Annotated in this window: 18 protein-coding genes, 1 other RNA gene and 1 pseudogene; 11 read left to right on the plus strand and 9 right to left on the minus strand. The window is 72.2% G+C overall.

Annotation, left to right across the window (positions count from 1 at the left end; genetic code table 11):
* The first annotated feature begins 16 nt into the window (after positions 1–16).
* An RNA gene (rnpB, locus tag B5Y66_RS13205) (RNase P RNA component class A) lies at positions 17–407 on the plus strand.
* A gap of 248 nt (positions 408–655) precedes the next feature.
* Here the strand turns inward: rnpB and B5Y66_RS13215 are convergent.
* A complete protein-coding gene (locus B5Y66_RS13215) occupies positions 656–1,567 on the minus strand; it encodes a LysR family transcriptional regulator (RefSeq protein ID WP_079574933.1) in 912 nt (303 codons plus the stop codon).
* Positions 1,568–1,733: 166 nt separating this feature from the next.
* Here B5Y66_RS13215 and B5Y66_RS13220 point away from each other — a divergent pair, with 166 nt between their 5' ends.
* From B5Y66_RS13220 to B5Y66_RS13235, 4 genes and pseudogenes are all read left to right on the plus strand, one after another.
* On the plus strand, positions 1,734–2,468 hold the full coding sequence (locus B5Y66_RS13220; protein WP_079575045.1) for an SDR family NAD(P)-dependent oxidoreductase: 735 nt from the start codon (positions 1,734–1,736) through the stop codon (positions 2,466–2,468).
* Positions 2,469–2,502: 34 nt separating this feature from the next.
* Positions 2,503–3,126 (plus strand): NADPH-dependent F420 reductase, encoded by a 624-nt coding sequence (locus B5Y66_RS13225; protein WP_079574934.1) that lies wholly within the window; start codon positions 2,503–2,505, stop codon positions 3,124–3,126.
* Positions 3,127–3,150: 24 nt separating this feature from the next.
* Positions 3,151–3,387 (plus strand): annotated as a pseudogene (locus B5Y66_RS22980) (CPBP family intramembrane glutamic endopeptidase); the annotation flags it as partial.
* 239 nt (positions 3,388–3,626) lie between these two features.
* Positions 3,627–4,571 (plus strand): SDR family oxidoreductase, encoded by a 945-nt coding sequence (locus B5Y66_RS13235; RefSeq protein WP_079574935.1) that lies wholly within the window; start codon positions 3,627–3,629, stop codon positions 4,569–4,571.
* A gap of 75 nt (positions 4,572–4,646) precedes the next feature.
* Here B5Y66_RS13235 and B5Y66_RS13240 read toward each other — a convergent pair whose 3' ends face one another.
* The 4 genes from B5Y66_RS13240 to B5Y66_RS13255 all read right to left on the minus strand — a co-directional run bounded on the left by B5Y66_RS13240 (position 4,647) and on the right by B5Y66_RS13255 (position 10,178).
* Complete coding sequence (locus B5Y66_RS13240) at positions 4,647–5,486, minus strand: alpha/beta hydrolase (protein ID WP_079574936.1); 840 nt, start codon at positions 5,484–5,486, stop codon at positions 4,647–4,649.
* A 13-nt stretch (positions 5,487–5,499) separates the two neighbouring features.
* Positions 5,500–6,324, minus strand: coding sequence for an alpha/beta fold hydrolase (locus B5Y66_RS13245; RefSeq protein WP_079574937.1), 825 nt, complete (start codon positions 6,322–6,324; stop codon positions 5,500–5,502).
* Positions 6,325–6,420: 96 nt separating this feature from the next.
* The gene (locus tag B5Y66_RS13250) at positions 6,421–9,150 is read right to left on the minus strand and encodes a helix-turn-helix transcriptional regulator (RefSeq protein ID WP_245807098.1); all 2,730 of its coding nucleotides are present in this window, start codon (positions 9,148–9,150) and stop codon (positions 6,421–6,423) included.
* 182 nt (positions 9,151–9,332) lie between these two features.
* Positions 9,333–10,178, minus strand: coding sequence for an alpha/beta fold hydrolase (locus B5Y66_RS13255; protein ID WP_079574939.1), 846 nt, complete (start codon positions 10,176–10,178; stop codon positions 9,333–9,335).
* Between the two features lie 298 nt (positions 10,179–10,476).
* On the opposite strand from B5Y66_RS13255, the gene B5Y66_RS13260 reads away from it, so the two are divergent.
* Positions 10,477–10,878, plus strand: coding sequence for an STAS domain-containing protein (locus tag B5Y66_RS13260; protein ID WP_079574940.1), 402 nt, complete (start codon positions 10,477–10,479; stop codon positions 10,876–10,878).
* 33 nt (positions 10,879–10,911) lie between these two features.
* Here B5Y66_RS13260 and ppgK read toward each other — a convergent pair whose 3' ends face one another.
* Positions 10,912–11,679 (minus strand): polyphosphate--glucose phosphotransferase, encoded by a 768-nt coding sequence (ppgK, locus tag B5Y66_RS13265; RefSeq protein ID WP_079574941.1) that lies wholly within the window; start codon positions 11,677–11,679, stop codon positions 10,912–10,914.
* 27 nt (positions 11,680–11,706) lie between these two features.
* On the opposite strand from ppgK, the gene B5Y66_RS13270 reads away from it, so the two are divergent.
* Together B5Y66_RS13270 and B5Y66_RS13275 are read left to right on the plus strand one after the other, a co-directional pair.
* Positions 11,707–11,904 (plus strand): hypothetical protein, encoded by a 198-nt coding sequence (locus tag B5Y66_RS13270; protein WP_079574942.1) that lies wholly within the window; start codon positions 11,707–11,709, stop codon positions 11,902–11,904.
* A gap of 71 nt (positions 11,905–11,975) precedes the next feature.
* Positions 11,976–12,857: an alpha/beta fold hydrolase gene (locus B5Y66_RS13275; protein WP_079574943.1), complete on the plus strand. Its 882-nt coding sequence runs from the start codon at positions 11,976–11,978 to the stop codon at positions 12,855–12,857.
* 14 nt (positions 12,858–12,871) lie between these two features.
* Here B5Y66_RS13275 and panB read toward each other — a convergent pair whose 3' ends face one another.
* Positions 12,872–13,741 (minus strand): 3-methyl-2-oxobutanoate hydroxymethyltransferase, encoded by an 870-nt coding sequence (panB, locus tag B5Y66_RS13280; RefSeq protein ID WP_079574944.1) that lies wholly within the window; start codon positions 13,739–13,741, stop codon positions 12,872–12,874.
* Positions 13,742–13,802: 61 nt separating this feature from the next.
* Between panB and glnA the strand changes: the two genes are divergently transcribed.
* From glnA to B5Y66_RS13295, 3 genes are all read left to right on the plus strand, one after another.
* On the plus strand, positions 13,803–15,140 hold the full coding sequence (glnA, locus tag B5Y66_RS13285) for a type I glutamate--ammonia ligase (RefSeq protein ID WP_079574945.1): 1,338 nt from the start codon (positions 13,803–13,805) through the stop codon (positions 15,138–15,140).
* Complete coding sequence (locus tag B5Y66_RS13290; RefSeq protein ID WP_079574946.1) at positions 15,137–18,322, plus strand: bifunctional [glutamine synthetase] adenylyltransferase/[glutamine synthetase]-adenylyl-L-tyrosine phosphorylase; 3,186 nt, start codon at positions 15,137–15,139, stop codon at positions 18,320–18,322. Before glnA ends, B5Y66_RS13290 begins: the two co-directional genes overlap by 4 nt.
* Before the next feature lie 121 nt (positions 18,323–18,443).
* Entirely contained in the window at positions 18,444–19,454 is a 1,011-nt protein-coding gene (locus B5Y66_RS13295; RefSeq protein WP_079574947.1) for a DUF808 domain-containing protein, read from the plus strand.
* A gap of 32 nt (positions 19,455–19,486) precedes the next feature.
* On the opposite strand, the gene B5Y66_RS13300 is transcribed toward B5Y66_RS13295, so the two are convergent.
* Complete coding sequence (locus B5Y66_RS13300; protein ID WP_079574948.1) at positions 19,487–20,083, minus strand: TIGR03086 family metal-binding protein; 597 nt, start codon at positions 20,081–20,083, stop codon at positions 19,487–19,489.
* A 3-nt stretch (positions 20,084–20,086) separates the two neighbouring features.
* Entirely contained in the window at positions 20,087–20,590 is a 504-nt protein-coding gene (locus B5Y66_RS13305) for a MarR family winged helix-turn-helix transcriptional regulator (protein WP_079574949.1), read from the minus strand.
* Between the last annotated feature and the right edge of the window lie 430 nt (positions 20,591–21,020).

The following is a 21,020-nucleotide window of genomic DNA, read 5'->3' on the forward strand; positions in this document are numbered from 1 at the left end:
GACTGTGCGACGCGGACGAGTCGGTCGGACGGTCGCGTCGGCGGTTGCCCTCGGGCGCCGTCGCCGAGGAACGTCCGGGCTCCGAAGGGCAAGGTGGTGGCTAACGGCCACCCGGGGTGACCCGCGGGACAGTGCCACAGAAAACAGACCGCCGTCGCCGGGCGACCGGTGGCGGTCAGGGTGAAACGGTGGTGTAAGAGACCACCAGCGCGGCCGGTGACGGTCGTGGCTAGGTAAACCCCACCTGGAGCAAGGTCAGACAGGGAGCGTTCGAGGGTTGCCCGCCCGATGCTCCCGGGTAGACCGCTCGAGCCCTGCGGCAACGCAGGGCCTAGATGGATGACCGTCGCCCGCGCGGGGGTGACCCCGCGCGGGAACAGAACCCGGCGTACAGACCGGCTCGTCCGCATCACATGGCCTGACCTGCGGGTTCATGGGGGCGCGCGATGCCCCGGTCCGCGGAGGGTACGCAAGAATCTCGGCGAAGGGCTCTTCGAGGGGCGTCGATCAGAGCCAGTCGAGGTCTTGCTGGCGGGCCTTCGTTGCGTGGATCACCAGCTCGTCTCCGGAGTCGAAGGCGAGGATGACGAGCTCCAGAACGCGCCCGGCCGGATCGACGCCGAGCAGGAGCCGCTGCTGCTGTCGGTCGAAATGTTCAGCCGTGTCGTGAGACGGCGTCGTTCGCGCGCTGCCACATCTCGTAGTTCCCGCACTCCGCCGTGATCTCCGCCGTCGCCTGAGCCGCTGCGAAGAAGTCGTCGGCCAGCGGCGAGGTGCGGGAGGCCGCCATCGCGAGGTAGATCTGCGCCGGCGCCAGATCCGGGACGGGCACGTAGCTGACGTCCGGACGTGAGTAGAACACGGTCTCCGAACGCCCGACGAACGAGATCCCACGGCCGGCCGCGACGTGCTCGAGCTTCTCCTCGACCCCGCGCACCCGGAGCCCGGCGTCGGGGTGCGGGCGCCTGGTGGGCTGCGTGCTCGGTCCGGCGTGCCAGACCAGTGGCTCACCGGCCAGGTCGGTCTCGCTGATCTCGTCCTTGCCGGCCAAGCGGTGACCGGCCGGCAGCACGGCCATGAGGGGTTCGGTGTAGAGCGGAGTCAGGCGCAGGCCGGTCTCGTCGATGGGCAGCCGCACGTACCCGACGTCGACACGGCCGTCGAGCAGCATCGGCGCCTGGTCGTCCCACTCCATGCGCTGGACGTCGACGACCACGTCCGGATGCTGGGCCTCGAACACCCGCGCCGCCGGGATGACCGGGATCCCGGCCCGGAAGCCCACCACCAGCCGCCGGCTGCCGTGAGCGGCCGCCGACACCCTTCGCCGGACCGCGTGCGCGGAGGCGAGCAGGGGGCCGGCGTCGTCCAGCAGCTGTCGCCCTGCGTCGGTCAGCGTGACGCCGTGGCTGTCCCTGATGAACAGCGAGACGCCGAGATCGTGTTCGAGCGCGCGGATCTGCCGGCTGAGCACCGGCTGCGCGATGTGCAGCTCCTCGGCGGCGCGGCCGAAATGCAGCGTGTCGGCGACCGTGACGAAGTAGCGCAGCTTGCGCAGGTCCAGATCCATGGAGCCCCCGGTTTCGGCAATACCCCCAAGGTATCACCGCGGCTGAAAAGGGTCTTGGACACCCCGCTCTCGCCGGTGGCACCGTTCATGGAACCCGATCGAATTCGATACAGGAATTCGCCGTCGGGACCTCGTCGCAATGCTCATCTATTCAGACGGAGTGATCGTGGGAAAGCTCGATGGCAAGGTAGCGGTGATCACCGGCGGATCCACCGGCATGGCGTTGGCCGGCGCCAAGCTGTTCGTCGACGAAGGCGCGCACGTCTTCATCCAGGCCCGGCGGCAGGAGGCGTTGGACGCCGCCGTGGAGCTGATCGGCCGCAACGTCACCGCCGTCCAGGGTGACGCGGCCGAGCTGGACGACCTGGACCGCCTGTACGACACCGTCAAGCGGGACAAGGGCTCGATCGACGTGCTGTGGGCCAGCGCCGGCATGGGCGAACCTGCCGTCCTCGGCGAGATCACCGAGGAACAGTTCCACCGGGCCTTCTCGCTCAACGCGCGCGGCACGCTGTTCACCGTGCAGAAGGCGCTGCCGCTGATCAACGACAACGGTTCGATCCTCATGACCGGATCGAACGCCTCCCTCGGCGCCTTCCCCGGCTGGAGCCTCTACGCGGGAAGCAAGGCCGTCCAGCAGGCGTGGGCCCGCGTCTGGCTCAACGAGCTGCGCGACCGCAAGATCCGGGTCAACGTCCTGACCCCGGGCCAGGTCGCCACCGCAAAGCAGGAAGAACTGTTCGACGAGTCGACCAGGGCCGCGTTCGAGTCCCTGATTCCGCGCGGAACGATGGGGCGCCCCGACGAGATCGCCACGGTCGCACTGTTCCTCGCATCCGACGACTCCGCGTACGTCAACGGCCTGGAACTGGTCGCCGACGGCGGCACCACCGCCGTCTGAGCCACACATCGCAAGCACAGGAAGAGAGGACCTCATGAGCAGCATCACCATCATCGGTACGGGGAACATGGCCCGCGCGATCGGCACGCGCGCGGTGGCGGGCGGCGACAGCGTCGAGATCATGGGGCGCGACCGGTCCAGGGTCGAAGGTCTGGCCCAGGCCTTGGGCGGGGGTGCGACCGCCGGCACGTGGGGCGCCGTCCCGGCCGGGGACATCGTCGTCATGGCTCTCTTGCACGACGGCGTGGTCCCCGTCGTCGCCGAGTACGGCGACGCACTCACGGGCAAGGTCATCGTCGACATCAGCAACCCCTTCAACGCCACGTTTGACGGCCTGGCGCACGGCGACGGGACTTCGGTCGCTCAGGAGGCCGCCAAGGTGGCGCCGTCCGGCGCCAGCGTGGTGAAGGCCTTCAACACCATCTTTCGCCATGTCCTGGAGAGCGGCCGGCCCACCGTCTTCATCGCCGGTGACGATGCACGGGCGAAGGCGGAAGTGGCGGAGTTCATCACGGGCATGGGACTTCGTTCCCTCGATGTCGGCGGCGTCACGATGGCGCACTGGCTGGAAGGGATGGGGCTCGTCACCGTAGGTCTCGCCGGGAACGGGATCGGCCACGGGAACTTCGCCCTCGGCGTCGCCGAGCTCGCCGGCTGAGTCGCCATACAGCTCGGCCTCGTCATTCCCGCTCTGACCGAGGAGCTCGTGTTCCGCGGCGTCCTGTTCCGGAACGTCGAGCGCTGGACCGGGACCTGGATCGCACTCGTCCTGACCGGCTCGTTGTTCGGCCTGATCCACCTGCTCGACGCGAACGCCAACCTGTGGGGCGCCGTCGCCATCGCCATCGAAGCGGGCGGGATGTTGACCGCCGCGTACGTCGCCACCCGCAAGCTCTGGGTGCCGATCGGTCTGCACTTCGGCTGGAACGTCGCCGCGAGCGCCATATTCAGCACCGAGGTGTCCGGCAGCAACACCCCGCAGGGCTTGCTGGACGCGACGATGTCTGGTCCGTCGCCGGGCGCGCGGCCCGGGCGATCGTGGCTGCAGGACCGTGAACGACATCAGTGTCATCGGGCTGCGACACCTCGGCGCCGGCCTCTCGGGCTGAGCGCCCGCACCACCCATCATCCGCAGCATCGCCCACAAGGAGCAGCACCTTGCGAGTCTTCGTCACTGGCGGGACCGGCCATTCCGGTTCGCACATCATCCCCGAGCTCGTCGGCGCGGGGCACGAGGTCACTGGCCTGGCACGGTCGGACGAGGCCGCGACGACGCTGTCCGCGCTCGGCGCCACGGTGCGGCGCGGCGACCTCCGGGACCTCGACGGTCTCAAGGAGGCGGCGTCGGACGCCGACGGCGTCATCCACGTCGCGCACCGGCAGGACCTGCTTCCGTCCGGTGGGATCGACGCCGTGGCCGCGGCGGAGGTCCCGATCATGCTCGCCTACGGCGAGGCGCTCGCGGGAACCGGAAAGCCGTTGGTCGCGGCGGGGAGCATCGGCTCGCCCGGCAACGGGGGGATCCTCGCGCGGCCGGCCACCGAGGAGGACCCAGCCCTCCCTGTCGGCGACGAGCACCGGGGCACCCTGCGAGCTCGCAACGTCGTGGAGACTGCCGTGATCGGGCTCGCCGAGCGAGGAGTGCGCTCCTCGGTCGTGCGGATCGCCAACATCGCGCACAGCACGGCCGATCGCGCCGGCTTCCTCCCCATGCTGATCGCGCTCGCGAAGGAGAAGGGCTTCGCCGGCTACCCCGGAGACGGCGCGAACATGTGGAACGCGGTGCACGTCCGCGATGTCGCCTCCTTGTTCCGGCTCGCCCTGGAGAAGGGCCCGGCGGGCAGGTACTGGCACGCGGTGGGGGACGGTGGCATCCCGGTCCGCGAGATCGCCGAGGCCATCGGCAGCCGGCTGGGCTTGCCCGCGGCGAGCGTTCCCCTGGACGAGCTGATGCTGCCGGGACACTTCGGGTTCCTCGCGAATGTGGTCACGCAGAGCTACCCGGTGTCGAACCTCATCTCCCGCCGGACCCTCGGCTGGGAACCCGCTCGGCCCGGCCTGCTCGCCGACCTCGACAACGGCCGCTACTTCCCCGTCAGCTGAAGGAGGGACCCGACCTGCCACGTGAGGGTCCGCAGACATTTCGCGAGAGGCGTGCCCGGCCCGATCCGTCCGGTGTCAGGCGGGTGCGGGCTCGGACCGGTCGACGTGCTCGAGCGCCCAGGTGAGCGCGCGGTCGGCGACCCTTTCCCACCCCGGCGCGGCGCAGGTCCAGTGGTCGCGCCCCTCGAACTCGTCGTACTCGGTGACCGCCGGTGACTTCTCCCAGTACTTGGCGTTCGACCGGTTCACGGACGGCGGCATGATGTGGTCCTTCTCGCCGGCGATGAACAGCAGCGGCGCGCGGTCGGTGCTGAAGTCCACCCAGGTCTCCTGGTGGCCGGGCTTGAAGTTGGCGATCAGGCCGTAGTCCCAGACCCAACGGCCGGGGGCTGGGATCGCGTAGCGATCCCACACCGCACGCGACTCCTCCGCAGAGAGGGTGTTGGTGAACGCGTAGTGGAACTCCTCGGGGGTGAACCCGACGGCGCGGTGCCTCGTCGCCGGGTTCTTGAGCGCCGGGAAGAGCGACTTCGCCTGTGACGGCGGGGTGACCCGGACGCCCTCGGTGGGTGCGGAGTCGATGACCACTCCGGCGGCGCCGAGCCCGCGGGCAAGGAGGATCTGGGTGAGGGCGCCCCCGAAGGAGTGACCCATGATGATCGGCGGGCGGTCCAGGCCGCTGATGACGTCGGCGAGGTGCTCGACGGTCTCGGGGACGGTCAGGTCCGCGATGATCTCCGGGCTCTCCCGGAGGGCCTCGACCTCGATCTCGAACCCGGGGTAGGCCGGCGTCAGGACGGTGAAGCCCTGCTGCTGGTAGCGGTGGACCCAGCCCTCCCAGCTGCGGGGTGTCATCCATAGTCCGTGGACGAGGACGACGGTGTCGGGCGCGCTGCTTCCGGTCGTGTCACTCATGGTGTGGCCTCTCTCAGGAGTCGATGAACGCCAGCAGGTCCGCGTGCAGCCGTTCGCGGTCGGTATCGGGCAGGGCGTGGCCGCTGCCGGGGTACGTCAAGAGTCGGGCGTCCGCGATGAGCTCGACCGACCGTTTGCCCCCGACCTCGTAGGGCACGATCTGGTCGTCGTCCCCGTGGATCACGAGGGCGGGGACGTCGATCGCGGCGAGATCGGGGCGAAAGTCCGTTGCGGAGAAGGCCGCGATGCATTCGTAGGCGGCGCGGTGCCCGCAGGCCATGCTCTGCAGCCAGAACGCGTCCCGGACACCCTGATCGACGTCCCCGCGGCGGTTGTGGCCGAAGAACGGTCCGTCTGCCAGGTCGCGGTAGAGCTGGGACCGGTCGGCCCGCTCGCCGGCGCGGATCTGGTCGAACACCTCCATCGGCAGCCCGTCCGGGTTGTCGTCGGTGCGGACCATCAGGGGTGGGACGGCGGAGACCAGGACGACGCGAGCGACCCGGTCGGTGCCGTGCCGCGAGACGTACCGCACGACCTCGCCGCCGCCGGTGGAATGGCCGACCAGGGTGACGTCGTGCAGGTCGAGGGCGTCGATCAGGCAGGCCAGGTCGTCGGCGTAGGTGTCCATCTCGTTGCCGTCCCAGGTGCGGCTCGAACGGCCGTGCCCGCGGCGGTCGTGCGCGATGGCGCGGTGGCCGTGCTCGGCGAGGAAGAGCGCCGCAGCCGCCCAGGCGTCGGAGTTGAGGGGCCAGCCATGGCTGAGGAGGACCGGCGTCCCTTCCGAACCCCAGTCGGTGTAGAAGATGTCGGCGCCGTCGTCAGCGGTGATGGTGGGCACGATGGCCTCCTGGAGTCGATCGGCACGAGGACCTCTTGAGCCTCGCCGGGCTCGACCTCGCGCGGACCACGTGTTCCTCGTAGTCCGGCGCCCGCACTACGGATCGATGGGGCCAAGGTTCTCGGAGAGCTGCCGGCGCGAGGTGATCCCGAGCTTCTGGAACACCTTCCGCAGGTGGTAGTCGATGGTGTTGGGGCTCAGGAACATGCGGGCCGCGATCTCGGCGTTGGTGCGTCCTGCCGCCGCCATCGTCGCGATGGCCCGTTCCTGCGTCGTGAGGTCGTGCCCGGAAGCCGGTCCCGGCAGACTCGCGGAGCCGCCGGCCGCCACGAGCTCGGCGCGAATCCGGTCCTGGAAGACGGAGGCGCCGCTGCGGGTGGCGTGCTCCATGGCGAGTCGGAGCTGCAGGGCCGCCTCACGTCGTCGGCGAGCCCGACGTAGCCACTCGCCGTAGACGAGATGCGAGCGCGCGAGCTCGACCACGGCCCCGGTCGTCGTGAGCGCGTCGATCGACGCCGCATAGTGGTGCTCGCTGTCGTCGGTGCCCGTCAGCGCCAGGGCGCGCTCGGCCAGGCCGCGGCACCACGCGGACCCGTTCGCCCGTGCCCGCGCGTGCAGCGCGCCGGCTGCTCGCGCCGCGTCGCTCAGGTGGCCGCTCCGGACGGCTGCCTCGGCGTAGTCGGCGTAATGGAGCGGCGTGACCTGCAGGAAAGGGGCCTCGACCAGGGGGTGCAGGCGCTCGAAGGCGGCACCGTAGCGACGCTCGGCGAGGTTGCGGACGGCGAGTGCTGCGGTCGTCGTCGCCTCGACCCCGCCCCACCCGGCCGCTCCGGCGCCCTTTCCGAGCGCGTCGACCCCGGCTTCCGGGCTACCGGTCCAGGCCATGACCGCGGCGTTGACCACGTTCTCACCGTCGTAGCCCATGGCCCGGCGGACCTCGCGGACCGTGGCGTCGTAGGAACGGGCACGAGTCACCGTGCCGCCCATGAGCTCGGAGAGCGCACCGACCCACAGCAGCGTGTCGAGCGCCTGGAGCGCGCCGGTGTCGCGAGCGGCGCGCATCGCCCGCTCCAGTCCCGCCCGACGACCGGTGTCGTCCCAGAGAAAGGCACCGAGGGCGGCGATCAGGGTGCCCATGTGGAGCATCTGCCGGTCCGGCAGGTCGAGGATCGCGTCGAACGCCTCACGCACCGGTCGGATGGCGCGTCCGTACGGCTCGAGGACGAGCGCGGCGACTCCCCGGAGGATCACCGAAGCGGGGCCGGGGGGCTCGGCGCCGGCGGCGATCCGACGTCCCAGTGTCGGGACGTCGACGCCGACGAGGAGCCGGTCCGCGCTGCTGCACCGCTCGAACGCCTGCACCAGGGCACGCTGCTCTCGTTCGACGTCGAGTCCGTGGAACTCGTCGGCCGCGCGCAGGTGGTCGGCGGTCGACGCCCGGACCCCGTCGGGATCGGCGACGAACAACGCGACGGCGCTGCGGACGAGGATCGCCCGGCCTCGCGTCACCCGGTCGAGGTCCGCGTCCCGAACGTCGGAGAGCAGGCGCCCGGCGACGTCGGCGGCGCCGGACTCCAACGCGGCCTCGGCGGCACCGACCAACCGCTCACCTCTCACCGGCCCCGCCGGGGTGAGCTCGGCGGCGCGTGCGAGGATGCTCGCGCGCGACGACGAACCGCCCCGTTGCGCTGCGAGGTCGGACGCCCTCACGAGACGCTCGGCGACGACCTCGTCCGTCCCGATCGTCGCGCGTGACGCATGCCAAGCCTCGGACTCGAGCAGTCCGAGCTTCGTCGCCGCTGCCGCCAGTGCCCCGTGGACTCTGCGACGCTCGGCTCGGGACGACGACCCGTACACCGCGGAGCGGACCAAAGGATGGCGGAACCCGACGACCGGTTCGAGGTGCACGAGGCCCGCCGTCTCCGCGTCGTCCCTGCGGGCGGGGTCGATGGCGAGGGTGTCGCTGGCGACCTCGAGCAGCTCGTGGTTGCCCGTCGAGTCCGCCGCCGCGAGCAGGAGCCACCGTTGCGACTCCCCGGGCAGGTGCATGACGCGGCGCAGGTAGTGGGCCTCGAGGTGCTGCCCGACCGGCACCGGCTCCGGCCCGAGGCCGAGGTCGGTCAGCTCCCGCAGCAGCGGATCGGCGGCGAGGTCGACCAGCGCCAGCGGATTGCCGTCCGTCGCGCGGATGATCGCGGCCGCGGCGGTCGGAGTGAACGGACCGGCAGGCGAACGGTTCAGCAGTGTCGCGGCCGGCTCGGGAGCAAGGCCTGCGAGCCTGAGGACCGGCACCCCGCGCAGCACCGTCTCCAGCCCGAGTTCCGGGCGCCCGGCAAAGGTCAGCGCCACGCGCTCCGCGCCGAGCCGGCGTGCGACGAAAGCGAACGCTTCGAGACTCTCCGGGTCGAGGAGATGCGCGTCGTCGACGGCGCAGGCCAGCCCTGGCCCGGTGCTCGCGGCGGCAAGGAGGCTGAGCACGCCCAGGCCGACGAGGAACCGGTCCGGCGGAGGGCCGTCCGCGACTCCTGATGCGACACGGAGGCTGAGGCGCTGCCGCTCGGGGATCTCGGCCAGGTGCTCACGCAGCAGGCCGGTGAGGCGCTCGACCGCCGCGTACGGCATGGACGACTCCGACTCGTACCCGCCGAGTCGCAGGACCTGCATCCCGGCGCCTGGCGTCGTGGCCGTGAGCAGAGTCGTCTTTCCCACGCCGGGTTCCCCGAGTATCAGCAGTGCGCTCCCGTGCCCGTTGCGGGCCGAGCCGATCACCTCGGCGACCCGTCGCTGTTCACTCTCGCGGCCGAGCAGGCCGCTGGTGCCGTGCACGATCGACACGATAGGGAAGCGCTCCCACGGCGGCACGGCCGCGCGCGAATATCACCCGCTCCGGGTCGATGTGCCCAGGCGCTCTCGGCACCAGGCTCGGGCCTGCCCGGCCGCAGGACGGCGCGGGCAGGCCCGGTCACAGACGTCGGCAGACGTCGGCAGACGTCGGCATGGCATGGCGGCTACTTCGCGGCGGTCCTGATCACGTGGAGGACCTGGAACGGGTGGCTGATCATCACCGAGTGCGAGCTGCGGATCTCCACCGTCGTCGCGCCGGCGCGCTTCGCCATGGCCCGCTCCGCCTCCGGGGGGATGATGCGGTCGTTCTGAGCGACGACGTACCAGCTCGGGATCGTCTTCCACGCCGGTGCACCCGACGGAGCGACGAGCGAAGCGAGGGCGCCCGGTCGCTGTGACCCCGCCATCGTCTCGGCCAGACGACGCGGGAGGTCCTGGGCGAACAGCCGCGGGTACCACTCCGGGTCGATGTAGGCGTCGGCGTTGCCGTCGCCGGCTCCGGGGAACGGACGGAGCACGAGGTGGTCGATCACGTCGGTGTGACCTCCGCCCAGGGCGTTCGCCTGTGCGACCGACTCTCCCTCGTCGAGCGCATACCCGGCCACGTACACGAGCGACTTCACCTGGCCGTTGCCCGTCGCCGCGTTCGTGATGACCGCACCGCCGTAGGAGTGGCCCACCAGGACGATCGGGCCTTCCACGGTCTCGAGGAACATCCGCAGGTACTCGGAGTCGTGCTCGATGCCGCGAAGCGGATTCGAGAAGGCCAGGACCGGGTAACCGTCGTCCTGCAGCCGTTCGGCCACGACGGTCCACCCGCTCGAGTCGGCGAACGCCCCGTGGACGAGGACGACGGTCGGCTTCGGAGCTGAGGGGCGGGCCTCCGCAACCACGGCTGGTGCGCCCGAGGGGCCCGCCGAGGCGGCGAGCGGGGCCAGACCGAACACGGCGACGAGCACCGTGATCAAGGCAGCGACTGCGCGGCGTGATCGGATCGCGTGCGACGACATGGCATCTCCTTCGACAGCGTCAGGGGATGACCATCGTCACCGGCGACGGAGCAGTGCGGACCACGCGCTGTTCGTAGTCCGACGTCCGCTGCCATGCCATCGCCGGCCCCTGCAGCGAGTACGCCGACGTCGTCATCGGCCGTGTGAACGGTACGTAAAGAAATCCTATGCCGAGGTTCCGTTCCCGGTCGGCGGAGGTGTACCGTTGCGGTCGTCGCGACGACGAGGTCGCGAGTCCGGAACGCAGTGCTCGAGACCGAGGCGTGCAGGACGCGGGACGTGGGACGAAGGTGTGGCAGTGACTTTCACCGACGAGGCGCAGGCCGGGGGAATCGCCCTGGTGGAGCGGACCGACGTGAGCGTGGTGGACATGTGGGGCGAGATCGACATCGCCCTGCGCAACGAGGCGAGCGCGGCGCTCGCGAGAGCGTTCGAGCGCGACCTCCCCGTGGTGGTGGACACGTCGCGCGTGACGTTCATCGATTCCGCCGGGGTCGCGTTCCTCGTCCAGCTCTGCCGGATCGGCCGGGACGAGGGTCTGCGGGTCTCGCTGCACCGCCCGCCGGCGGCGGTCCTGGACGTGCTGCGCATGCTCGACCTGGACGTGCCGCCGGACACCGTCGGTGACTGGGGCGCCACCCCGGCGAGGACGTCGCCGGCACCGAGCGCCCCCACGGCCCCGCACAGCCTGGCCGGCTGAGCGCCGTCGGGCCGCACCGCCAACGGTCGAACGTCAGTGGTCGCGGCCGCTCGCGGCGAGCGCGGCCGCCCCGACGATGCCGGCCCGGTTGCGCAGCGTGGCCGGGATGATCGGGGCGTGCAGGTCGAGCAGGGGCAGGAACTTCTCGTGGTGCTTGCTCACGCCGCCGCCGACGACGATGAGCTCGGGGGAGAGCAGCATCTCGACGGTCTCGAAGTAGCGCTGCAGGCGGTGGGCCCACTGGTGCCAGGACAGGTCGTGGCGCTCGCGGGCGGACTCCGCGGCGCGCGACTCGGCGTCGTGCCCGTCGATCTCGAGGTGGCCGAGCTCGGTGTTCGGCACCAGCACGCCGTCCACGAGCAGCGCCGACCCGATCCCGGTGCCGAGCGTGACGACCAGCACCACGCCGTCGCGCCCCTGCGCGGCGCCGTACCGCTGCTCGCCGACACCGGCCGCGTCGGCGTCGTTGACGGCCATGACGTCGCGCCCCGTCGCGTCGTGCACCAGGGCGGGCAGGTCCACGCCCTTCCACGACTTGTCGAGGTTGGCGATGAACCGGACGACGCCGTGGTCCATCGGTGCGGGGAAGGCGACGCCCACCGGCACGTGCGACGGCAGGGCGAAGGAGTCGACGAGCTCGGCGAGCACGCCCGCCACGGCGTCCGGCGTGGACCTCTCGGGGGTGGGGATGCGGCGGCGCTCGTCCGCGAACTCACCTGTCGTCAGGTCGACCGGCGCCCCCTTGATGCCCGACCCGCCGATATCGATGCCGAACGCGACCGGCTGCGCTGCCTCCACCATGGGCCCATCTTGATGCAGGATCGTCCTATGAGCGACACAAGCCCGGTGCAGTACTGGTACAACACCAAGACCGGCGAGGTGGAGGAGAGTCGCGACCGGTCGAGCTGGAGCCACCGCATGGGCCCGTACCCCACGCGAGAGGCGGCCCACGGCGCCCTGGACTCGGCGCAGCACCGCAACGAGGAGTGGGAGCGCGAGGACACCGACTGGCGCGGCCGCGACTGACGATGCGTCGTCGAGCGGGCCGATGAGTTCGAGTCGCCCGGGGCGTCGACCTGCACGACGGAGGTGACGGGATGACGACGACGGTCGAGGCGAACGGGGTCACGCTCGGTGTCGAGCACTTCGGGGACGCGGCGGCACCGCTGCTCCTCTGCGTGGGCGGGACGACGATGCTCTCGTGGCCCGACGAGCTCTGCGAGTCCCTGGCGCGGGGCGGGCGTCACGTGGTGCGCTACGACCTGCGTGACTCGGGGGCGTCGACCACCGTCGACCCCGAGGCGCCGGCGTACACGCTGCGCGACCTTGCCGCCGACGCGGCTGCCCTCGCCCGGGAGCTCGACGACCGTCCGGCCCACCTGGCGGGCATCGGCGTCGGCGGGATGGTCGCGCAGGTCGCCGCCATCGAGCACCCGGGGTCGTTCGCGGCGTTGACGCTGGCCGGGACACGGTCCGTCGCGCCGGGCCCGGTCGACGACGACCTGCCGGACCACGACGCGGCGACGATGGGCCGGTTGTTCTCGCTCCCCATGCCCGACTGGTCCGACCGAGCGGCCGTGGCGGACCACGCCGCCGCGGGAGCCGAGATCCTCGGGGACGACCCGGCCACAGCCCGCGTGCTCGCGGGGCGCATCTGGGACCGCACCCCGGGCACGGCGCCGGCGGCGCACCTGGCCAACCAGCTGGGTACGGTCTTCGCCGCGCTCGACTGCGCGCCGCGCTGGCGTGAACGCCTGGGCGAGGTCGCGGTGCCGACCCTGGTGGTGCACGGCCGGCACGACCCGTTCTTCCCGGTCGGCAACGGGGAGGCGCTGGCGCGCGAGATCCCGCTGGCGCAGCTGCTCGTCCTCGACGCCGCGTCGACGGCGATCCCCGACGCGGCGGCCGGTCAGGTCGCGGCAGCGATGCTCGGCCTCCAGGCCACGGCCGGCGACCCGCACGCCGGAGGCGCGCGGTAGCCGGGCAGGGCGACCTACCGCTCGAACGAGTGCGCGGCGTCGGGGAAGGTGCCCCCGCGGACCTCGTCGGCGTAGTCCTGCGCGGCCTGGCGCAGCAGGTTGCCGACCTCGGCGAACCGGCGGGCGAAGCGCGGAGACCAGTCGGTCATCCCGGCCATGTCGGTCCAGACGAGCACCTGCCCGTCGACGCGGGGACCCGCGCCGATGCCGATGGTGGGGATGCGCAGGATCTCGGTGGCGCGGGCCGCGACCTCCACCGGCACCATCTCGAGGACGACGGCGACGGCGCCGGCCTCCTGCACCGCGAGCGCGTCCTCGCACAACGCCTCGGCGGCGTCGTCGCCCCGGCCCTGCACGCGCGGCCCGCCGAGGATGTTCTCCGACTGCGGCGTGAAGCCGAGGTGGCCCACGACGGGGATGCCGGCGTCGGTGAGGGCACGGATCTGCGCGGCCGACCGGCGGCCGCCCTCGAGCTTGATCGCGGCGGCGCCCGTCTGCTTCATGACGCGCACCCCGGAGGCGAGGGCCTGCTCGGGGCCGGCCTCGTAGGTACCGAACGGCAGGTCGACGACGACGAGGGCGTGCTCGGCCGCGCGCGCGACGGCGCGGGCCGGCGGGATCATGTCGTCCAGCGTGACGGGCAGCGTCGTCGTGTGCCCGTGCATGGTGTTGCCGATCGAGTCGCCCACGAGCAGCAGGTCCAGGCCCGCGGCGTCGAAGATCCGGGCCGTGACCGCGTCGTACGCGGTGAGCATCGTGAGCTTCTCGCCGCGTTCCTTGGCCTCCGCCAGGTGGTGCACCCGCACGCGCCGGCGGCGCGTCAGGTCGGCGGCGGGCGAGGAGACGGCGGTGTCGGTCGTGGTGTCGTGACCGGGGTTCGACATGGCGGCCAGCCTATGCCAGACGCGACATACGTTATTAACACTTCTCGTGCAGGATGGACTCATGGACAGGCAGCAGGAGTTCGTGCTCCGCACGGTCGAGGAGCGCGACATCCGCTTCATCCGGCTCTGGTTCACCGACGTGCTCGGGGTCCTGAAGTCGGTGGCGGTCGCCCCGGCCGAGCTCGAGCAGGCGTTCACGGAGGGCATCGGCTTCGACGGCAGCTCCATCGAGGGGCTGACGCGGGTCTACGAGGCGGACATGATCGCCAAGCCCGACCCGACCACGTTCCAGGTGCTGCCGTGGCGCGGTGACCGGCACGGGACGGGACGGATGTTCTGCGACATCCTCACGCCGGACGGCGAGCCCTCGCTCGCGGACTCGCGCAACGTGCTCAAGCGGGCGCTCGCGAAGGCCAGCGACCGTGGCTTCACCTTCTACACGCACCCCGAGGTCGAGTTCTACCTGTTCAACCAGCTCGCGGCGCCGGAGGACCCGCTGGTCCCGGTCGACAACGGCGGCTACTTCGACCACCTGGCGCGCGGCAGCACGCACGACTTCCGGCGAGCCGCCATCACGATGCTCGAGTCGATGGGCATCTCGGTCGAGTTCTCCCACCACGAGGCCGGCCCCGGCCAGAACGAGATCGACCTGCGGTACGCCGACGCCCTGACCACGGCGGACAACCTCATGACGTTCCGCACGGTGGTCAAGGAGGTGGCGCTCGAGCAGGGCGTCTTCGCGTCGTTCATGCCCAAGCCCATGGCCGACCAGCCGGGATCCGGCATGCACACGCACCTGTCGCTGTTCGAGGACGACCAGAACGCGTTCCACGAGCCGGGCGCGCAGTTCGAGCTCTCGAAGACGGCCCGGCAGTTCATCGCAGGTCTGCTGGTGCACGCGGCCGAGATCACGGCCGTGACCAACCAGTACGTCAACTCGTACAAGCGGCTGTGGGGCGGTGCCGAGGCGCCGAGCTACATCTGCTGGGGCCACAACAACCGGTCCGCCCTCGTGCGCGTGCCCATGTACAAGCCGGGCAAGGGCAACTCGGCCCGCGTGGAGTACCGGGCCCTCGACTCGGCGGCCAACCCGTACCTGGCGTTCGCGGTGCTGCTCGCCGCCGGCCTCAAGGGGATCGAGGACGGCTACGAGCTGCCCGAGGCCACCGGCGACGACGTCTGGGAGCTGACGGACCGGGAGCGCCGTGCCCTCGGCATCGCCCCGCTTCCGCAGTCCCTCGACGAGGCGATCGAGCTGATGGAGCGCTCCGAGCTGGTGGCCGAGACGCTCGGGGAGCACGTGTACGACTTCGTCCTGCGCAACAAGCGACAGGAGTGGGACGCGTATCGCGCGCAGGTCACGCCCTACGAGCTGCGCCGGTTCCTGCAGAACCTGTGACCGCCCGTCCGCCGACCCTCACGGGGCGGCTGCTGCACGCGGGGTTCGCGGACCTCACCCGGTCGGCGTCGCTCTGGTCCGACCCGGGGCTGCAGGAGGCGTTCGCGTCGCCGGGCCGCGAGGACGCGCTCCTGGGCGCGGTGGCCGGGTGCGCGGACCCGGACCTCGCGCTCCTGCAGCTGGTCCGGCTGGCGGAGAACCCAGAGGCCCGGACCCGCCTCGGCGAGCTGCTCGACGAGGACGCGCCCCCGCGGGCCCGCACGCGACTGCTGGCCGTGCTCGGGGCGTCGTCCGCCCTCGGTGACGAGGTGGTGCGTCGCCCCGAGCTGCTCGACCTGCTCGCCGCGCCCGACGGCGCCGCCGCCGACGCCCCCGACCTCGAGGACGTCGACGGCGCCGACGACGAGGACGGGGAGGACGGCGGCGATCCCGGCCCGCGGACCGTCGCCGGCCCGGCGGAGGTGCGCGCGGCGCTGCTGCGCGCCGTCGGCGCCGACCCGGCGGCCGAGGTGCCGGTGGCCGCGGACCCGGACGCCGGACCGGGCGTCGGGTGGCCGGACGCCGGCGCGGCGACCACGACCGACGCGCTGAGACGCGCGTACCGCGCCCGGCTGCTGGCGCTGGCCGCGGACGACCTCACCGCGAGCGAGCCGCTGATGCGCATGCCCGTCGTCGGGGCTGCGCTCGCGGACCTCGCCGCAGCCGCCCTCGACGCGGCGCTCGCGGTCGCACGGGCCGAGCTCGACGACCACGGCGCGGGGGTGCGGCTGGCTGTCGTGGGGATGGGCAAGACCGGCGGGCGCGAGCTGAACTACGTCTCCGACGTCGACGTCGTGTACGTGTGCGAACCCGGCGCGCTGCCGGGCGGGAGCGTCCTCGACGAGCCGACGGCGCTCGCCACCGGGACACGTCTCGCGACCGGGCTGCAGCGGGTGTGCTCCGCCGCGTCCGCCGAGCCGGCCCTGTGGCCGGTCGACGCGGCGCTGCGGCCCGAGGGGGCGCAGGGCCCGCTGGTGCGCACCCTCGCGAGCCACCTCGCGTACTACGAGCGGTGGGCCCAGACATGGGAGTTCCAGGCCCTGCTCAAGGCTCGCCCGGTGGCCGGTGACGCGGACCTGGGACGGGACTATCGCGCGGCGGTCGACCCGTTCATCTGGTCGGCCGTGCACCGCGAGCACTTCGTCGAGGACGCCCGCGCGATGCGGCGCCGGGTCGAGCAGCACGTCCCGGCGGCCGAGGCGGACCGCCAGATCAAGCTGGGCAAGGGGGGACTGCGCGACGTCGAGTTCACGGTGCAGCTGCTGCAGCTCGTGCACGGCCGGGCCGACCCGAAGATCCGGTCGCCCCACACGCTCGCCGCGCTCGCCGCACTGGCGGCCGGCGGCTACGTCGGTCGCGAGCACGCCGCGCGGATGGCGGTCTGCTACCGGTTCCTTCGGGCGCTGGAGCACCGGGTGCAGCTGTTCCGGCTGCGCCGCACGCACCTGCTGCCCACGGCGGAGGAGGACCTGCGCCGGCTCGCGCGGTCCCTCGGGATGCGGGCCGAGGGCGCCACCGGCCTCCTCGAGCGCTGGCGCGCCACGCGGCGCGAGGTGCGCGCCCTGCACGAGGAGGTCTTCTACCGGCCGCTGCTGCCGGCGTCGGCACAGCTCTCGGACGCCGAGCTGTCGCTGTCCCCGGACGTCGCCCGCGAGCGGTTCGCCGCCGTCGGGTACCGCGACCCCGACGGCGCGATGCGGCACGTGACCGCCCTGACCTCGGGCACCTCTCGCCGGGCGGCGTTGCAGCGCCAGCTGCTGCCCGTGCTGCTCGGCTGGTTCGCCGAGGGTGCCGACCCCGACGCGGGGCTGCTTGCCTTCCGCAAGCTGTCCGAGACGCTCGGCGCCACCCCCTGGTACCTGCGCCTGCTGCGCGACTCCGAGAACGCGGCATACCACCTGACCCGGTTGCTGGCGTCGTCGACCTACCTCGCCGAGGCGCTGGCGCGCTCGCCCGAGTCGGTGCGCTGGCTGGCGGACACGTCGGGGCTGGAGCCGCGTGGCCCGGAACGGCTGGCCGCGGAGGTGGACGCCCTGCTCACTCGCGCCGACGAGCCGAAGGCGGCCGCGCAGCGCCTGCGTGCGCTGCGCCGGCGCGAGCTCGCCCGGACCGGGGCCGCCGAGGTGCTCGGCCTGCTGCCGCCCGTGGACGCGGCGGCCGCGATCTCGGACGCGGCCGACGTGGTCCTCGCCGGCGGGCTCCGCGTCGCGGAGCACGCCGCGCGGGTCGAGCTCGGCCTGGGAGCCGGGGAGAACCCCACGCGGATGCTCGTCGTCGCGATGGGGCGGCTGGGAGGCCGTGAGATGGGGTACGGCTCGGACGCGGACGTGATGTTCGTGCACGAGCCCGTGCCCGGAGCGGAGCCCCAGGTCGCTCAGGACTTCGCGACGCGTGCCGCGACGCGGCTGCGGGCGCTGCTGTCCGAGGTGGGGCCCGAGCCGACGCTGCCCGTCGACGCCGACCTTCGCCCCGAGGGCCGGCAGGGGCCTCTCGTGCGCACCCTCGAGTCGTACGCCGAGTACTACGGTCGCTGGTCGAGCGTGTGGGAGTCGCAGGCGCTGCTTCGCGCCCGGCCCGTCGCGGGCGACGTCGGGGGCGACGGCTCTCTCGGCTCGCAGTTCGAGGTGCTCGTCGACCCGTTGCGGTGGCCGGCGGGCGGGCTCGACGACGCGCCGCTGCGCGAGGTGCGGCGCATCAAAGCGCGCGTCGAGGCGGAGCGGCTGCCCCGCGGCGCCGACCCGGCACGCCACCTCAAGCTCGGGCGTGGCGGCGTCTCCGACGTCGAGTGGACCGCGCAGCTGCTGCAGCTGCAGCACGCGGCCGAGGTGCCCGGCCTACGCACCACGGGCACGGTCGCGGCGCTCGACGCCGCCACGGTGGCGGGTCTCCTCGACGCCGAGGACGCCGCGCAGCTGCGCGACGCCTGGGTCCTCGCCTCCCGCCTGCGGTCCGCCGTCGTGCTCTGGTCGGGACGCACCACGGGTGCGCAGACCGACCGGCTGCCGCACGACTCGCGCGACCTGACGGGCGTCGCCGCCCTGCTCGGCGACGTCGGGACCGGGGGAGAGCTCGAGGAGCTCTACCTCCGTACCGCCCGCCGCGCCCGGGCCGTCATGGAACGGGTCTTCTACGGGGAGGACTGATGTCGCGCCGAGATTGGGACGTCGCACGCCGCGGGGTGCGGCACGATATGTCCATGCGCATGTCACCGTCGTCGACCGCCGGCGTCCAGGCCGCCCGTACTCGCCCCACGGGAGCGGTCGCGTGAGCGCCGGCCTGCTCGGGCTGCTCGACGACGTCGCGGCCATCGCCAAGCTCGCTGCCGCGTCGCTCGACGACGTGGGGGCGGCTGCTGCGAAGGCGACGGCGAAGGCGGCCGGCGTCGTCGTGGACGACACGGCCGTGACACCGCAGTACGTGCACGGCGTCGCCGCGAACCGCGAGATCCCGATCGTCAAGAAGATCGCCTGGGGCTCGATCCGCAACAAGGTGCTGTTCATCCTGCCGATCGCACTGATCCTCAGCCAGTGGGCGCCGTGGCTGCTGACGCCCATCCTCATGGTCGGCGGCACCTACCTCGCGTTCGAGGGCGCGGAGAAGATCTGGGGCCGCCTGCGCGGGCACGAGGGGCACGACGCCCCCGCCGCGACCGTCGGCCCGGAGGCCGAGAAGACGCTCGTCGCAGGCGCCGTGCGTACCGACCTCATCCTGTCCGCCGAGATCATGGTCATCGCGCTCAACGAGGTCGCGCACGAACCGTTCTTCTCCCGGCTGGTGATCCTCCTCGTCGTGGCCCTGGCGATCACCGTGATCGTCTACGGCGTGGTGGGTCTCATCGTGCGGATGGACGACATGGGCCTGGCTCTGGCAGGGCGCGAGTCGCGCACGAGCCAGCGTGTCGGCCGGGGCCTCGTGGCCGGGATGCCGAAGGTGCTGGCCGTGATCTCCGTCGTGGGGACGGTCGCGATGCTCTGGGTGGGCGGGCACATCCTGCTGACCGGCACCGACGAGCTGGGCTGGCACGCGCCCTACGAGTTCGTGCACCACCTCGAGGAGGCCGTCGCCCACGCGGTCCCCGGCATCGGCGGGTTCCTCGGCTGGCTGGTCAACACCTTCTTCTCCGCCCTCATCGGTGTCGTCGTGGGCGCCGTCGTCGTCGCCGTGATGCACGTGCTGCCCTTCGGCAAGAAGCACGGCAAGGATGGCGGCGAGGAGCACGGCGCCGGGCCCGCCGCGGGGGAGCAGCCCGCGACGCCGGAGGCCGACGAGCGCTGACCTCGTCCTGGCGGGCCGGACACCTGCGACCGTCAGGTGCGGGTGCCCAGGTGGCGGCCGGACAGGACGATGAGGCGTTCGAGGGTGTTCGACGCACGGTCGAGGGGGCTCTGGACCTGCCCGAAGGCGCGGTCCCGCCCGCGGGCGGAGTCCGGCACCGACTCGAGACGACGGAGCACCAGCTCGGCGATCTCGGGGTCAGGGTCGTACCCGAGACCGATCGCGTGTGCGAGGTCCCAGGTGTGGATCACCGTGTCGCACAGCTGCATCTCGTAGAGGTCGTGGATGCTGCGGTCACCCGGCACCCCGGGCACCCGGCACGTCCGGGCGGGGTCGCCGGTCGCCGCAAACGCGCGTTCCATGAACGCCGCGGTGCGCCGGTAGGCCGCGTCCAGCTCACGCGCGGGGGGATCGACGCCGTCGGACGGGTCCGGCGGCACGCCCGCCTGGCCGTCACCGGCGTGCGCGACCGCCAGGCCGAAGTGCGCGTTCTCGGTGAGCAGGTGCCGGTAGAGGTCGCCGACGTCCCATCCCTCGCAGGGCGTGGCGAGCACGAGATCGCCGGGTGCCACCTCCGACAGGTAGGCGGCGAGCGTCTCGGTGGTCGTGTGCAGTGCGAACGTGTCCACAGGTCAACCCTCCGTAGTTCGATCCGGGCGGGCCGCCGGGTGGCGCCCGGGGGTCTCGCTCGCTTGCGCGAGGGCTGGCTCCGGCGCACTCGGCCGCCCCAGGGCTTGGTGAAGCAGCTCCTGCAGGGACTCTCGCCCAGCGGCCGGGAGATGGGACAGCAGGGCGTCCTCGGCAGACCAGATCGCGGCCCGTATCCCGGCCACGGCGTCGCGACCCGCGGGGGTCACGGCGATCGAGTACCGGCGACGGTCGGCTCCGGCGCGTCGCTCGGCGAGGCCCCGTGCCTCGAGGAGGTCGAGGTCGTTGACGATGCGGTTCCTGCTGTAGGCGAGCCGGTCCGCGATCTCGGTCTGGCTCAGGCCGTCGTCTCGCGCCGCGACCGACAGGACGGCGTACTGCCACATCGACAGTCCGGCTTCGCGCGCACAGCGCTCCTCGGCGCGCCGCAGCCCTCGGTAGAGCGGGCCGATGAGCTCGAGGAGATCTCGGCGCTCCAGTGATGTCATGCGCCGAAACTATCACCAACTAGTGATGATCAACCGAGAGGGACGAATAAGGCAGCGCAGCTTCGAGCCCGCGATCGTGGAGAAGCGGCCGTGTCGTCTGAACGGTGTGGAGGAGCTGGTGTTGCCGCTGACCGCGCGCGGGCTGACGACATCCTGTCCGCGTGTCGGTCTGCGGCCTAGCCTGGGAACGTGACGCGTGGCGCCCGTGGCCACGCCCACGTCAGCGAGAGGAGCGCGTCATGAGGGACGTGCGCTGCATGCTAGGGATGCACAAGTGGCTTCGACGGCAGGTCGAGGACTCCCAGTACTTGTTCTGCGCCCGCTGCGGGCGAGACCGGCCGACGGACGGTCCTGTCCCACCGCTCGGTGGGCTGGGATGACCGGTACCGAGGAACCCCCGAACGACGCAGGACGGCAGCCGGCCCGTGGG

This window comes from Krasilnikoviella flava (assembly GCF_900167525.1).
Lineage (GTDB): Bacteria > Actinomycetota > Actinomycetes > Actinomycetales > Cellulomonadaceae > Isoptericola > Isoptericola flavus.